The 14,748-nt window shown below is 51.2% G+C and carries 13 protein-coding genes; 10 read left to right on the top strand and 3 right to left on the bottom strand.

The genetic code is table 11. From position 1 onward, the window contains the following. Positions 1-224: 224 nt before the first annotated feature. On the top strand, positions 225-896 hold the full coding sequence (locus J4E05_RS20010) for a hypothetical protein (protein ID WP_349599339.1): 672 nt from the start codon (positions 225-227) through the stop codon (positions 894-896). Here J4E05_RS20010 and J4E05_RS20015 read toward each other — a convergent pair. Beyond that, complete coding sequence (locus tag J4E05_RS20015) at positions 890-1,279, bottom strand: hypothetical protein (protein WP_168184833.1); 390 nt, start codon at positions 1,277-1,279, stop codon at positions 890-892. The genes J4E05_RS20010 and J4E05_RS20015 overlap by 7 nt on opposite strands. A gap of 190 nt (positions 1,280-1,469) precedes the next feature. Between J4E05_RS20015 and J4E05_RS20020 the strand changes: the two genes are divergently transcribed. The 6 genes from J4E05_RS20020 to J4E05_RS20045 all read left to right on the top strand — a co-directional run bounded on the left by J4E05_RS20020 (position 1,470) and on the right by J4E05_RS20045 (position 8,876). Beyond that, positions 1,470-2,222 (top strand): phasin family protein, encoded by a 753-nt coding sequence (locus J4E05_RS20020; RefSeq protein ID WP_349599341.1) that lies wholly within the window; start codon positions 1,470-1,472, stop codon positions 2,220-2,222. A gap of 314 nt (positions 2,223-2,536) precedes the next feature. Beyond that, on the top strand, positions 2,537-2,863 hold the full coding sequence (gene clpS, locus J4E05_RS20025) for an ATP-dependent Clp protease adapter ClpS (protein WP_085588813.1): 327 nt from the start codon (positions 2,537-2,539) through the stop codon (positions 2,861-2,863). Between the two features lie 6 nt (positions 2,864-2,869). Beyond that, positions 2,870-5,188: an ATP-dependent Clp protease ATP-binding subunit ClpA gene (gene clpA / locus J4E05_RS20030; protein ID WP_349599344.1), complete on the top strand. Its 2,319-nt coding sequence runs from the start codon at positions 2,870-2,872 to the stop codon at positions 5,186-5,188. Positions 5,189-5,318: 130 nt separating this feature from the next. Then, positions 5,319-5,870 carry a hypothetical protein gene (locus J4E05_RS20035; protein WP_085588809.1) on the top strand — a complete coding sequence of 184 codons (552 nt, stop codon included), beginning with the start codon at positions 5,319-5,321 and terminating at the stop codon, positions 5,868-5,870. Positions 5,871-6,562: 692 nt separating this feature from the next. Then, a complete protein-coding gene (locus J4E05_RS20040; RefSeq protein WP_349599347.1) occupies positions 6,563-7,180 on the top strand; it encodes a hypothetical protein in 618 nt (205 codons plus the stop codon). Positions 7,181-7,193: 13 nt separating this feature from the next. Further along, on the top strand, positions 7,194-8,876 hold the full coding sequence (locus tag J4E05_RS20045; protein ID WP_349599350.1) for a methyl-accepting chemotaxis protein: 1,683 nt from the start codon (positions 7,194-7,196) through the stop codon (positions 8,874-8,876). A gap of 135 nt (positions 8,877-9,011) precedes the next feature. On the opposite strand, the gene J4E05_RS20050 is transcribed toward J4E05_RS20045, so the two are convergent. Then, on the bottom strand, positions 9,012-10,163 hold the full coding sequence (locus J4E05_RS20050) for a GNAT family N-acetyltransferase (RefSeq protein WP_349599353.1): 1,152 nt from the start codon (positions 10,161-10,163) through the stop codon (positions 9,012-9,014). A 192-nt stretch (positions 10,164-10,355) separates the two neighbouring features. Between J4E05_RS20050 and serA the strand changes: the two genes are divergently transcribed. Next, the gene (serA, locus tag J4E05_RS20055) at positions 10,356-11,597 is read left to right on the top strand and encodes a phosphoglycerate dehydrogenase (protein ID WP_085588801.1); all 1,242 of its coding nucleotides are present in this window, start codon (positions 10,356-10,358) and stop codon (positions 11,595-11,597) included. 227 nt (positions 11,598-11,824) lie between these two features. Continuing rightward, on the top strand, positions 11,825-12,886 hold the full coding sequence (locus tag J4E05_RS20060) for an ElyC/SanA/YdcF family protein (protein ID WP_349599356.1): 1,062 nt from the start codon (positions 11,825-11,827) through the stop codon (positions 12,884-12,886). Positions 12,887-12,962: 76 nt separating this feature from the next. Here the strand turns inward: J4E05_RS20060 and aat are convergent, their stop codons facing one another. Beyond that, on the bottom strand, positions 12,963-13,619 hold the full coding sequence (aat, locus tag J4E05_RS20065; protein WP_349599358.1) for a leucyl/phenylalanyl-tRNA--protein transferase: 657 nt from the start codon (positions 13,617-13,619) through the stop codon (positions 12,963-12,965). A gap of 321 nt (positions 13,620-13,940) precedes the next feature. Between aat and J4E05_RS20070 the strand changes: the two genes are divergently transcribed. Further along, a complete protein-coding gene (locus tag J4E05_RS20070; protein WP_349599361.1) occupies positions 13,941-14,714 on the top strand; it encodes a hypothetical protein in 774 nt (257 codons plus the stop codon). Positions 14,715-14,748 lie beyond the last annotated feature (34 nt).

Raw genomic sequence — 14,748 nt, forward strand, 5'->3', positions numbered from 1 at the left:
CCCCAAGACGGTTGAGGCCAGCATGCCAGTTCCGACTAAAAAAATGCTTAACGGAATGAAGAATACTGACAGGTCAATGTGCCTTGCCGATGCCCCAATTGCACGTAAGTTTATGACTTGTGATCGAGTCTGTCAAAACAGAGGTAAAAATGCCCACAGAAATACATAGACCGCACAATGATATAGCGTCAAAGCGGGCTGGATTCCTGAAGTTTGTTTCCGCGGTGTCTGCAGCCGCAATTTTGGCCGGTTGCAGCTATACCGCGACCAGTGACATTGCGAATCCGGTTGTGCGCAAGGCAAGCTGGTTTTCATATTTGAATGGCGATGATCTGCGAACTGCCTGTTCAGCGGGCGAGGCCGAAGGGCGGATTCGCATTGTTTATAATGCCGATTATTATAAGGATGTGCGGACATTTGATGTTACGCCGCAAACGGGAACCGATAACTTCTCGATGGTTTCGCATATGTTTGGTCCCCTTGATGTAAGCGAAATGAATGTGTCTGTACGATCACCACTTGGCGCTTTCAGCGGTGAACCTGTGCGCCAGACATTGACGCGCCAGCAATATCTGACATTGACTGACGCGATGCAGGAAGATGGTTTTGGCACCCAGAATCGGGACGGTCTTCGTTTGCATTCGGAAAACTATTACTGGGTAGCGTTGGGCTGTTCGCAAAAACAAATAACCCTGGCAGCCTGGGCCAATGGTGATGATGATTTAAGAGACCTGCATTTCCCGATTGTTCTGCAAAAGGTTGCGGGACAGGTGGACCCGTTACCACCGGCACCGGACCCGGACGTGGCATTAAGCCCGGATCCAACCATCGGACATGACCGTGACGAGCAGGACCGTAATTTTTATCGGACTGTTCGGGGAAATACTCTTCAATAAAACAGAATATAAACGGGTTGGCATTTGCCAGCCCGTTTGTTTTTCAACGGTATTTCCCGGGCGGGTTGTTTTGTGAATTCAATGTCACGAAAGTATCCTTGACGTTTTACGCGTTTCCATCTAAGGTTTTGCTGCATTGCAACATCGATATGGCTATCCTGAAACTCGTAAATGGAGGACGGCACAATGGTGACGACCCCGAAAAAGGTGCCTGCTAAATCCGATAAACCGTCAGCATCCAGCGCAAAAGCGACTGCGTCGGCTGCGGCTCCTGACTCATCTGCGAAAACAGTGACAGCCGGTGCTGCATCTGCGAAGAACTCGTCTGGCGCTTCTGTGCAGGCCGCGTCAAAAACGCCTTCCGGTAGCGCTTCGGGCAGCAAGGCTGCGCCAGCGACAACCGCAAGCAAACCTGCTGCTTCCGCGGCGAGGAAAACTCCGGCTTCGTCTGCAAAGACGCCAGCAAAGGCAGCATCGCGACCGCAACGTGCCGCTGCTGCCGGGGCAAGCAAGCCTGCTGAAAAATCGGCAAATGTTACTGCCGCCAAAGCGACCGGGGCGGCATCCGATAGCGTGGCAAAATCCGCTGAAACCGTGAAGTCGGCAACTGCAAAGCAGGCCGAGGTTGCAAAGGCAACCGCAACCAGCGCAACGCAGGCCGCAACAGCGGCGGTAAACAAGGCTGCCGAACAGGCGCCCAAGGCCCCTGAAATTATTGCGCCGGTAACCGCCGAAATGGTGACGCCGGTGAGCAAGGTTGAAGTAAGCCTTGATGATTCTGCCGCGAACGACACGGTAAAGGTTACTCAAAAGGTCGAAGCTGAAATTCCCGTGCCTTTGGTTCCGGTGTCGCAGCTTTTTGAAGCCTGGCAGTCTGATGATGTTGTTAAAATGATCACATCGGCACAGGAAGCCGCAAACGAAGCATTTGCCAGTTTGGTTGATGCCGTATCAGACCAGACCGACCTTTATTCGGATGCCGGTTCACATCTTACCAGCCAGTATGAAGATCTGTTCCAGTCGCATTTCGCCAACTGGGACGGCATGATGCAGGCATCGTCAAAAATGGTGGAAACCGGTGGACTTCTGAGTAAGGAGTGGATGGCCTGGATGCAGCGCGAGCTTGATGCCGCGCAGTCGGATGTCGAGGCTCTTTCCAAAGTAGAAAAAATTGAGGATGTGCAGGAAATCAATTCCCGTATCGTCAAGCGGATGGTCGATGGTGCCCTTGAAGAACATTCCCGTATTCAGGAAATCTGGCTGGGTATGTGGAATGATGGTGTGTCATTGATCGGGAAAAGCTGGGAAAACAAAGCTGCCAGCTGACACGGCATTTGCCACGAAATAATATACCGCGCACAGCTGGTTTCATGCTGTGCGGAAAAGATGTCTAACAGGGCGGGTGCGGTCGATGATCGCACCCGTTTTGTGCATTTGGGCCAGAACGCAGCGTTCACAATTTGGTGTTGCTTCGGGCGGCCAAGTTTCACTTCTGCATCTTGCGTCGCCGCATTCGCACCTTACATGACATGTAAATGAGTAATGTTTTCGTGGACTGAGTTTACGGGGCTTTGAAACAGAGGCATGTTGACCTATCATGTTTTACAAAGCGCAACAAAAAGGATTCCGGTTAGCAGGTTATGAGTGATCAGGGCAATCAGGGTGACGGCCTCCCGACCACGGGAGTGGTAACTAAGACACGGCCGAAAACCAAAAAACCGGCAATGTACAAGGTGTTGTTGCTCAATGATGACTACACGCCGATGGAATTTGTCGTTCTCGTCCTGGAACAATTCTTTGGAAAGGGACGGGAAGAAGCGACGGCAATCATGTTGCAGGTTCATCGCAAGGGCGTAGGGATTTGTGGCGTGTTTACCTATGAAATCGCTGAAACCAAGGTCAATCAGGTGATGGACCTGGCACGCCAGAACCAGCACCCGTTGCAGTGCACGATAGAGAAGGAGTAGTCATACATGCTCTCGCGTAATCTGGAAGAAAGCCTGCACCGTGCGCTTGCATATGCATCCGAACGGCGACACGAATATGCAACGCTGGAACATTTGCTGCTATCGCTGACCGAAGATCAGGATGCGATCGCTGTGTTCAAGGCATGCCGGGTTGATGTTGACCGGTTGCGCAATGAATTGCGTGATTTCGCCGACAGCGAACTTTCGGGCCTGATCAGCGCCCGTCTGGTTGACCCAAAGCCGACAGCCGGTTTTCAACGTGTTATTCAGCGTGCTGCCATTCACGTTCAGTCTTCGGGCCGCGAAGAGGTAACGGGGGCCAATGTTCTGGTTGCCCTGTTTTCCGAACGTGAATCCCATGCGGTGTATTACCTGCAATTGCAGGATATGACGCGGCTGGATGCGGTGAATTATATTTCGCATGGCATTGCCAAAACGCCTGAACTTAATGAACGTCGTATTCCGCGCGGCGCCGAAGAAGACCTGGGTGCCACTGGCGCACAGGATACCGACGAGCCAGGTGCGGCCAAGGAAGGCGAAGCGCTAAAGGCTTATTGCGTTAATTTGAATGTTAAGGCGCAAAAAGGTAAAATTGATCCGCTGATTGGCCGGCAGAGCGAAATTGACCGTACCATTCAGGTTTTGTGCCGCAGAACCAAAAATAATCCGCTTTATGTTGGTGACCCTGGGGTCGGTAAAACCGCCATTGCTGAAGGGCTTGCCAAACGTATTGTTGATGGTGATGTGCCGGAAGTTTTGTTGGGTGCAACGATCTTTGCCCTTGATATGGGTTCGCTTTTGGCAGGTACGCGCTATCGCGGGGATTTTGAAGAACGGCTGAAGGCTGTGGTCAAGGAGCTGGACGAGCATGATAATGCCGTGCTGTTCATTGACGAAATTCATACTGTGATTGGGGCCGGTGCCACATCAGGCGGGGCGATGGATGCGTCCAACCTTTTGAAACCTGCCCTTGCCAGTGGCGCATTGCGGTGCATCGGGTCGACGACTTACAAGGAATTCCGGGGTCATTTTGAAAAAGACCGCGCCCTTGTGCGTCGTTTTCAGAAAATAGATGTTGATGAACCATCGCTGGAAGATACCATCAAGATTCTCAAGGGTCTGAAGCCTTATTACGAAGAACATCATCACGTTAAATACACCAACGAAGCTATTCGGTCGGCGGTTGAGCTGGCGTCACGCTATATTAACGACCGCAAGCGCCCTGATAGTGCGATTGATGTAATTGACGAGGTTGGTGCATCGCGGATGCTGGTGGCCCCCAGCAAGCGCAAACGCACGATCAGCAAGCGTGATGTCGAGGAAATTGTTGCCAAAATAGCCCGTATTCCGGCCAAGTCGGTATCAAGTGATGACCGCAAGGCGTTGCAAAATATTGAACGTGACCTGAAAACGGTGGTGTTTGGTCAGGATAAAGCCATCGAGGCCCTTTCAAGCGCGATCAAGCTGGCCCGTGCCGGTTTGCGCGAGCCTGAAAAGCCGATTGGGTCTTATCTGTTTTCCGGCCCGACCGGGGTTGGTAAAACCGAAGTTACCAAACAGCTGGCCCATGTTATGGGGATCGAGTTTGTGCGGTTCGACATGTCCGAATATATGGAACGCCATAGTGTCTCGCGTCTGATTGGCGCGCCTCCTGGATATGTCGGCTTTGATCAGGGTGGTCTTTTAACTGATGCCGTCGATCAGCATCCCCATGCGGTGGTGCTGCTTGATGAAATTGAAAAAGCCCATCCCGACCTGTTCAATATCCTGCTGCAGGTAATGGATCACGGCAAGCTGACGGATAATAACGGTAAGACTGTTGATTTCCGTAATATTGTGCTGGTGATGACCACCAATGCCGGTGCATCGGATATGGCGAAACCCGCCATCGGATTTATGCGGGACCAGCGTATTGGCGAGGATGAAGAGGCGATCAAGCGTACCTTTAGCCCTGAATTCCGCAACCGTCTGGATGCGGTTATTCCGTTCACCCATCTGCAAGCAGACGTTGTCAAGATGGTCGTGGATAAGTTCATTTTGCAGCTTGAAGTTCAGTTGGCGGATCGCAATGTCTCTATCGAGCTGACAGAGGCTGCGCGCACTTGGCTTGCTGATCGTGGCTATGATCCGGCGTTTGGTGCCCGTCCCCTTGGTCGGGTTATCCAGGAGCATGTTAAAAAGCCGCTGGCCGAAGAGTTGCTGTTTGGCAAACTTGAAAAGGGTGGTTCTGTTCTGGTCGATATCGAGAATGACGGTGTTGTTTTTCGGTTCCCCGATTATCAGTCAGGTAAAAGTGAAACCCGTGACCCGGAAATGGTTGAATAGGATTTGAGCCTGATTTCAAAGGGTTTAACTGTTCAGGCTTGCTATCGGGCCATAGCATAGTATCTTGGGATGCATCCGGTCTTTCGTTTGGGCCGGATGCATTTTCAATTAAGGATTGTTCCGGCAGTTTATGAATTCATCGACACAAAAACAAAAAACTAAAGAGGTCGAGCATTTTCTGTCGCAGTTGGAAAAGCGCGGGCGCATTTTAGTGTCGATTGCAGCCGAGCTGGAGGTAATGGCCGATGCAACAGACGTTACCCGTTATCGTCCGTTTCGCGAACAAGTCGATAATTTCAAGGCATTGTCATTGATTCTTTCTGAACGGCTGGCGGCCCTTGATGCGCATCCCCGAAAGGATGAACTGGAATCGCAGTTTCATAAATTGCAGGTTCTGATGTTGCGACTGGTGATTAAAACCAGCCTTAAGTTCTTTTTTGTGATGAGCGCCAAGGCGTTTTTGCCTTTGGGGTCACGTGAGCTGTTCCAGAGCGAGCTTCGGACATTGTATGAAGCTGAAAAAATGCTCTCTGATCCGCGTTACAAAAGTGACCTTGATGAAAGTGCCCAGGATGATCTGGATATGGCCAAGGATATCCTTGAGGAAATCATCCAGCACGCGCCGACACTTTTGAATTTTGGCAAAAAATCATCGACGGCTAAAAAGAAGAAGTTTCGTTAAGTTGTACGCTATCTTGTAAGTATTCCAATCCGATCGTGTGGGGTGGGGTATGGCTTAGCCTATACCAGATATAGGCGTTTTTTTTAGGTGATAACGCAATATCCGCAGAATGCGAATTTAATTTGTAAGATCAAAGACAGTAGCGAGTTGCTGTTTTCGCGTGCTTTGGTGGGGATTTTCATTGCGTTAGAAGAGTGTCGTTGAGGATTTTCGCAAAATGGGGAAGTCAATTTCGCAAATTGCAAAGATTTTTTTTCAAATTGCGAATCTGGATCATATCCTCCGAAGGTATTACTACTCTATACCGCTAAAATCAGCGGAATTTTAATTTCCCAAAACTGGCACGGCACCTGCATAGGCTATAGCGGACAGTTGTTCTGTGCAGGGGCGCGCTACGGTGCGCCTGGAACAACGTAATCTTCTGCAGTTTGCTCGTGTCCCAACCAAAACTTAGCGGCGATTTCGTATCGCCGCTTTTTTCTTGCCCGAAATTAGGGCGAGCCAGACACAACGGCACGATATTTTCCCCATCATAATAGAGCATTCCCAAATTAGGATGTTACGACACTATTCTTTTCGTATAGGTTGCTGCTATACCAAATGGCAATTTGTATGCGAGTTGCCCTGTTAATTTTGCGCTTGAACCCAAGTTATAAAGAGATGGCGCGTCAAAGAATGGCAAAGGAAGTGCGATGAAGCGATTTAGTAAGTCCCATTGGGCGCTGGCGGCAGGCGTGACAGCGTTGCTTATAGCGAATGGTGCTTTGGCCAAGCAGGCCTCGCCGGGCGCGCCGGAGCAATTAATTGATGCAACTGTTATTTCAGCCGTACGCGAGTGGCTTGCCAATCCGGTGGTCGAAATATCGGTGAAGGGCCAGAACAAGCGCAACCAAAACCTGTCACAGGCCGATATTGATGCCGCCGACAAGGAATGGCGCACCGAGCGCGAAGCCGAAGACCAGCCGATTATTGCGGCGGTCTTGACTAATCCTTTATCGGGATACCTGACCCAGATTCAGGCGCGCTCTGGCGGACTTTATAGCGAAATATTCGTTATGGATGCCCACGGTCTTAATGTCGGGCAAAGCGCTATCACGTCGGATTTCTGGCAAGGTGATGAAGCGAAATTTCAAAAAACCTATCCGCAGGGGGCGACGGCGGTTTTCATCGACGAAGCCGAATATAACGAGGCCGCCGATAACTGGCGCTCGCAGCTTAATATGACGCTGGCAGATAGTGCCGGTGTGCCGATGGGGGCTGTGACAATCGAAATCAATCTTACCGAACTTGCGCGCCGCAAGGGCCTTTAAGGGATCAAGTGTTATGATGTACATAAAGAATATGCTTATTCCAACCAAACTTGCGGCATGTTTTGCGGTAATTATTGCCGTTATTTTATGTGTTGGCGGGGCGGGATTAAATGCGATGCGCCTGGTGCAGAATGCAAGCAAAGGCACGGCGCAACTGACAAGTATCGAAGAAAATTTCACCGATATTGATCGTTATTATCGAACTGCCCGGCAGGAAATGACCTATTTTCTGACCACAGGTGACAGAAGTGGATTGACGGCCTATCGCGAAGCAGTTGATTTGACCGACAAAAGTGTGGCGCAGTTGATGGAGACTGCCACCAGTGATACCGAAATTCGCCGGCTGGCCAGCGAAATGGAAGCTGCGATTGATGGCTGGGAAGAAATTGCCAATCGTCAGGCGCAACTGATGCGTCAGTATCTTACAGTAAATCATGCCCGCGCAATTGAAGCATCAGGTGAACCCCGTGCGTTGGCCCTCAAAGCCACCGAGGCAGCCCATCAACTGGAAGATTATATCGACCAGTCACGTGATCGGCTGGAGCAAAACCAGAACGACGCCATGAGAGCATTTGTGATCACCCTCGTTGTTGGTGTGATTGCTCTGGTGACGATTGCGGTTTTGTTTGCAACGATATTGTCACGCATGATTGCAACGCCGATCCGCGATATGACAGCTGCCATGGGTAAACTTGCCGCTGGCGACGTTAATGTTCAAATTGCAAAAATGAAACGTACCGATGAGGTAGGTGATATGTCGCGGGCATTGCAGGTTTTTCGTGAAAATGCTGCCGAGCGTCTGCGCCTTTCTGAACAGGAACGTATCGAAGCGCAACGTCAGCTGGAGCGGAGCCGCAAGATGGGTGAGCTTTCTGATCAGTTTGACCGCCAGATCAGCGAAGTCCTTAACACTGTAACAATGGCCCTTGGTGAAGTACGTGGTGCATCCGAGCAGTTGTCAGATCATTCTGCACGCGCTAACGACCATGCCCAAAGTGTTGCCGAGCAGGCCGAGGAATCAACTGCAAATATCGAAACTGTGGCAACAGCAACGACACAGCTTTCGTCCTCGATTAACGAAATTTCGCATCAGATTTCACAGGTTACCGGTATTGCCCAGAAAGCCGTACGTGATACCGAGCAAACCAACCAGCGCGTATTACAGCTTAACGAAGCTGCGCAAAGTGTTGGCGAAGTGGTGAACCTGATTAGCGATATTGCCAATCAAACCAACCTTTTGGCTTTGAACGCAACCATTGAGTCGGCCCGGGCCGGAGAAGCCGGAAAGGGATTTGCCGTGGTTGCAGGCGAGGTTAAAAACCTGGCGGCACAAACTGCACGTGCGACCGAACAGATTACGATCAAGATTACGGAAATGCAGTCTGAAACCGGTGCGGCAGCAGCGGCAGTTCGTACCTTTGCCGAGACCATTCGCAATATCGAGGGGCTGATGGCCGTGGTTGCCAGCGCGGTTGAGGAACAGGGTGCTGCAACTCACGAAATTTCACGCAGCGTTGATGGGGTTGCTAATGGTAACCAGCAAATCAACAGTGCGGTAAGCAGTGTGGCACGGTCTGCTACCCAAAGCGGTGAACTTTCAAACGGGCAGCTTGGCTGTGTGGGGCGTTTGTCAGCTGCGAACGATCAGTTGCTGGAGCATGTTCAGGGCTTTCTTGATGAAGTGCGCAAAGTCTAGTGTCGCTGTTCGTTGAGGATGCCGGGACTCTTTGATTGAAACCGGTCAATCCGGTCTTGGAAACGGATGTCATGACGGTAAAGGACCGGGGTGAAGTGCCCTGGTCCTTTTTACATGCGGTTTCCGTCGTTTCTGTTAATTGTCTTGCCGGTAGGGGCTGTGTTCGTCCTTGATAAACAGGCTGTCCTGTTCGATCCCGGCACGTTCCTGATCCAGAAATTGCGCAATGGCTGCGCGTAGCCCTTCATGGCGCAAAAAATGGGCTGAATGGGTTAGCACCGGTTCATAGCCACGCTGAATTTTATGTTCGCCCTGGGCGCCGGCTTCAACGGTTTCAAGTTTGCGTTCAATCGCAAGGTCGATGGCCTGATAATAACAGGTTTCAAAATGCAGCATGGGTGTGCGGTCAATGCTGCCCCAATTGCGTCCATAGAGTGTTTTATCGCCGATCAGGTTTAACGCCCCGGCAACAATGTTGCCATCGTGTGAAGCGGTGACAAGTACGACATTGTCGCGTAGCCGGTCGTGTAGCAGGTCGAAAAAGTCGCGGGTTAGATAGGCTTCACCCCATTTGCGATCTGTTGTGTCACGGTAAAATTCAAAAAAACGGTCCCAGTGAACGGTTTTCAAATCGTCACCGGACAGAGCTGCAAAGCTGTATCCCGCTTCGACAACCTGGCGGCGTTCTTTGCGAATGTTTTTGCGCTTGCGCGAGTTTAGGGCACCTAGAAAGTCGTCAAAACTTTCATATCCACGGTTTTTCCAGTGATATTGAATGCCGACACGCGGCAAAAACCCGTTCTCAGCCATGATCCGGCTTTCATCTTCACTGCAAAAGGTAACATGAACACCCGAAAGCCCCAGTTGCGCGGGCAGGGCGGCAAGACCTTGCGCAAGGGCCTTGCGAATGTCGTTGGGGGCAGGGTGGTCTGCCCGTACCAGCAGGCGAGGGCCCGGCACCGGGGAAAAAGGCACTGCCGATTGCAGTTTGGGGTAATATTTGCCGCCAGCCCGCTGAAAGGCATCGGCCCAGGCCCAGTCAAACACATATTCACCGTATGAATGACCTTTGACATAAAGGGGGGCGACCCCGACAATCGTGCCATCATCGTCGGTGCAGATAATATGAAACGGCTGCCACCCGGTATCGGCATGGGCCGATTGGCTGTCTTCCATGGCAGATAAAAACGCAAAGCTGACAAACGGATTGACCGACCCTGCACAGGCATCCCATGCCTCGGCCCCGATCTGATGGATATCGGTGGCGGTTTTTAACTCTATTGGCAATTTTTTCCCCATTGGCAGACGGCAGGCTGACCCATATGGAACCTACGCAGAACCCGGTATATGCGTTCAAAAGATAGGCGCAATGCGTATATGTGCAAGGGAAAGCCTTTGACCTCGCGGCAAGTTGGTCCTATTTCATGAACGGCTTGGGAAAAACCCCAGCATATTCTTCGAAGAAAAGGATGGTACGCCGTGATCAGCAAGCTTTCGTTGGAGAAGGACAAAATTAAAATTGTTCTGCTCGAAGGTATCCATGAAAATGCTGTTAAAATGTTTCGGGAGGCCGGCTATTCAAATGTCGACCTGTATCCCGCTGCTCTTGACGCTGACGAACTGAAATCTGTCGTCTCCGAGGCGCATTTTCTTGGTATACGATCCCGCACCAAACTGACGGAAGAAATTATTGATGCCGCGCCGAAACTGACATCGATCGGTTGTTTTTGTATCGGTACCAATCAGGTTAATCTGACGGCCGCCGCCATGCGTGGCATTCCGGTATTTAACGCACCCTATTCCAATACCCGTTCGGTCGCGGAACTGGTGCTGGGCCAGATTATTATGCTGATGCGCGGTATTCCGCAGCGCAATGCATCGGCTCATGCCGGTGGCTGGCTTAAAAATGCCAAAGGCTCGTTCGAGGCGCGCGGTAAAACGTTGGGCATCATCGGATATGGTCATATTGGATCGCAGCTTTCAGTGCTGGCCGAATCGCTGGGGATGAATGTTGTTTATTATGACGTGATCAACAAGCTGGCGATGGGCAATGCAACCTCATGTGTCAGCATGGACGATCTTTTGGCCCGTTCGGATGTTGTTTCGCTGCATGTTCCGGCAAACGATCAGACCAAAAACATGATTACGTCGGTTGAACTGGGTAAAATGAAGCCTGGGGCCCATTTCATTAATGCTGCACGCGGGAATGTTGTTGTCATTGAAGACCTGGCCGCTGCCCTTGAAAGTGGTCATCTGGCCGGTGCCGCGATTGATGTCTTTCCGGTGGAGCCGGCAGGCAAGGATGAACAGTTTGAAAGCCCGCTTCGCGGGATGACCAACGTGATCCTGACTCCGCATATTGGTGGTTCAACCCAGGAAGCGCAGGAAAATATCGGTATCGAAGTGGCCGACAAGCTGATTACCTATTCCGATAACGGTTCCACCCTTGGTGCGGTTAACTTCCCCGAAGTGGCCTTGCCGGTTAAAAACCGTAATCACACCCGTTTCATGCATATCCATCGCAACGTTCCGGGCGTTTTGTCGAAAATCAACGATGTGTTTGCCACCCGTGGCATGAACATTTCCGGGCAGTATTTGCGCTCTGAAGGCGGGGTTGGTTATGTTGTCGTCGAAGTTGACGACGAAATTAAACCGGGCCTTGGGATTCGCAAGGAACTTGAAGCCATCAATGGCACCTTGCGTGTCCGCTTCCTGATCTAGGACTCCGGAAATTAAACTGATAATAAGGGGCGGGGCCATTTGGTTTCGCCCCTTTCTTTTGAACCAGGCAAAGTCAGTGGACTTGTTAAATGGCTTCAGAATAATACCAGTTGATACCACATTCGGAGTTCGGTCAGAAAAATCTAATATTTGGTATTCAAAAGGTATTTCTTTTGTGCTTCTGTTTTGATGTGTGAATTGGACATGTCAAACAACAGGGTACAAAAATGAACCTAAAAAAAGCAATCAGGGTTGGGCTTGCCGCGATGATGTTGGCGGGCATTCCGTTTTCGTCGGTACTGGCCGCCGGGCAAACCGATGCTGCGCGCATTCGCGAGCTGGTTGATACCGGCATGCATTATTACTGGTCAGGCGGTGACGTTAAAAAAGCCGAGGCCGAGGTGTTTAAGGGAATTACCCTTCATGGCCGTTATGATGTGGTTGAACAGGCCTTTGCCGAGGCCTCAGCCTTGTCACCCGAGCGGCTTGACTTTCGCTATGCTGTTGCTTCGGCGCGTATTCTTCAAAAGAATATCGATGGCGCGATTGAAACCTATACCGGTATTACCCGCGTCGATCCGAACGCCTTTAATGCCTATGCGTGGCTTGCCGCCCTTGCGCATATTCGCAATGATGATGCTGCCTATCATAATTACATGGATGCGTTGGCGGGTATTAACCGGGAAAAGGCAAATGCCTTTCGCAAACGTTTTGATCGCGCCGATACCATAATGTCTATGGCCCCCAATCAGGATGTGCCAGCATTGGCGCATCATACGACCATCGTGATTTTGGGATATGCATTGGCCGAGGATGGCAGCATGCGTCCGCCTTTGATGCAACGGCTTGAAATGGGGCTGGCCGCGGCCAAAAGGAACCCTGATGCCTATGTGATGGTTACCGGTGGTCAACCGCAGGCCGGAGTTACCGAAGGTGACATGATGATGCGCTGGCTGGTGGACAAGGGTGTTGACCGTGGCCGGATTATTCTGGAAGACAAATCCAGGGATACCGTTGGCAATATGTTGAACATTGCCAACCTGTTACATCGTCATACAGCCGATGATGTGATTTTGGTGACCAGTGCCAGCCATATGCGGCGCGCACAAACTGTACTGGAAGATGCCCTGGCGCAATATGACATCGATGCACCGGTACATCCGCTTATCGCTCTTGATTTCGATAGTATGGAAGAGGCAGCAAAAGTTAGCGATAGTGAAAAGCTGGTTGTTTATCGGGATTTGCTGCGTGTTGCAGGCATTTGGGCATTTCCGGGTTTGCAGCAGTAATTTTGCGTGACAGCCGATAAATTAGTGACGGTAACGGATTTTAACTTTCCGGCCATGTCTGTGGACATGGCCGGGGTTATGTCGTCGGGTAAGGTTTTTCGCACAATACGGCTTCAAGCGCTTCCTGATCGGCCTGGAAGGGCAGGCTGGACCGCCCGGTCAGTGCATTGGCAAGTTTGGTGCGGTATTTTTCCCGTGAAATTTCAACAACGCCAAACTGTTTTAAGTGATCATTCACAAATTGGGTATCAAGCAATTGATAACCGCCCTGGCGCATCAAGGCGACCAGATGTACCAGTGCCACCTTGGATGCATTGGTTGCGCGCGAAAACATGCTTTCGCCAAAAAAGGCCTGGCCGAGACTAACCCCGTATAATCCGCCGACCAGTTCACCGTCTTTCCAGGCTTCAATCGAATGGGCGCATCCCATTTCGTGCAGGTGGCAATAGGCCTCGCGGATACTGGCATTGATCCATGTTTCTTCGCGTGTGTCGGTCGTGGTCGCACAGGCCGCGATTGTTGCGGCAAAATTGCTGTCAACTTTGATGTCGAACTCGCGGCGGCGAACGGCTTTGCGCAGGCTGCGCGGGACATGAAATTCACCCAGCGGTATCACCCCGCGCCATTCCGGATCAATCCAGTACAAGGTCGGGTCGTCATGGCTTTCGGCCATGGGAAACAAGCCCACGGAATAGGCCCGGATCAGAAGCTCTGGCGTCAACTGGTTCGACATGATCGCTGAAATGGTTGCATATCCTGATTACGCTGGCGGTCCCTATCACCAGATCCTGTCTTTCATATGTGCATCGTACCCGGCGCAACAAGACGAAAATTAATCTATTCTGTTTTGTCACAGTTAGGTATAATGCAAAGCTATACCCAAGGACGCTCAATTTTGCATGTTCAGTTTCGCATTGATGGGTAAAACAAAAACGGTGGTGGGGATGAGGAAAAGCCACCATTCTGTTTTTGAAGACATGATTTGGCATTGAGTAATGTCCGCATTCAGCGCTTGATCCGCAAAATTCAACCGTATGTTTTCTGAGGGGATATTATGAAACTTTTACGGTCCGTTGGTGTTGCCTTTCTCGTGTCGACGGCATTTGTCGGCGCATACGGAACGACAGCAGCTTTTGCCCAGTCGGCGGGGCAGTCAGCAGGTATCGCCCAGTTGCCGCCTGCTTTGCGAGCGGCTCTTCTAGCGGGTAATTCTAACGCAATTCAGCAGGCGATACAGACCTTGAGCGGCGGTAACGCGACGCGGGCAGCAAGCCTTGCCCAGCAAGTTGCTGCAGCGGCCGAGGGGCTTGTTCAGACCAACCCGCAGGCAGCCCTTGCGGCTGCGCAGGCGGCTGTCAATGTTGTCAGCAATAATCCGGTCCAGACTTCCGCGCCAGCTGCTGCCAATAATGTGGCCGCAATTGCTGCCCGTATTGTTGTTCATCCGAATGTGATTCAGGTCGCACCGGCCCAGGTTGCCCAGGTTGCGACCCAGGCGGTTCAGGTTGCAACATCACCGGTCGTATATCAGTCTAACCCGACAGCAAGTATACAGGTTGCCGCCAATTCATATGCTGCGGTAACTAATTCGAAGGTTGTAAGTGCGTCGCCGGATGCGGCACAGCGGGTGACTTTGGTTATTCGTCAGGCAAGTGCCAATTCCGAGTTAAATGGAGCGAACCAGGCTAATAGTGCGCAAATGAGTGCGATATTGCCGCAAGACCAGCAGCCAGTGGCGCCAAGTCAGGATTTTAATCCTTATGATGGTTCTTCAACAGAGCCCCCTGTTCAGGACTCCGAATTGGTTAATAACGCATCGCCAACGTAATTGAGCCTGACGGGAAGAAATTAAAAAACCGGGG

This window comes from Thalassospira sp. NFXS8 (genome assembly GCF_040148805.1).
Classification (GTDB): Bacteria; Pseudomonadota; Alphaproteobacteria; order Rhodospirillales; family Thalassospiraceae; genus Thalassospira.

What these genes read in the sequence shown, in the direction of transcription:
- clpS (WP_085588813.1), top strand. Translation starts at nt 2,537, where the DNA reads ATGAGTGATCAGGGCAATCAGGGTGACGGCCTCCCGACCACGGGAGTG.
- J4E05_RS20040 (WP_349599347.1), top strand. Translation starts at nt 6,563, where the DNA reads ATGAAGCGATTTAGTAAGTCCCATTGGGCGCTGGCGGCAGGCGTGACA.
- J4E05_RS20035 (WP_085588809.1), top strand. Translation starts at nt 5,319, where the DNA reads ATGAATTCATCGACACAAAAACAAAAAACTAAAGAGGTCGAGCATTTT.
- J4E05_RS20045 (WP_349599350.1), top strand. Translation starts at nt 7,194, where the DNA reads ATGATGTACATAAAGAATATGCTTATTCCAACCAAACTTGCGGCATGT.
- aat (WP_349599358.1), bottom strand. Translation starts at nt 13,619, where the DNA reads ATGTCGAACCAGTTGACGCCAGAGCTTCTGATCCGGGCCTATTCCGTG.
- J4E05_RS20070 (WP_349599361.1), top strand. Translation starts at nt 13,941, where the DNA reads ATGAAACTTTTACGGTCCGTTGGTGTTGCCTTTCTCGTGTCGACGGCA.
- clpA (WP_349599344.1), top strand. Translation starts at nt 2,870, where the DNA reads ATGCTCTCGCGTAATCTGGAAGAAAGCCTGCACCGTGCGCTTGCATAT.
- J4E05_RS20060 (WP_349599356.1), top strand. Translation starts at nt 11,825, where the DNA reads ATGAACCTAAAAAAAGCAATCAGGGTTGGGCTTGCCGCGATGATGTTG.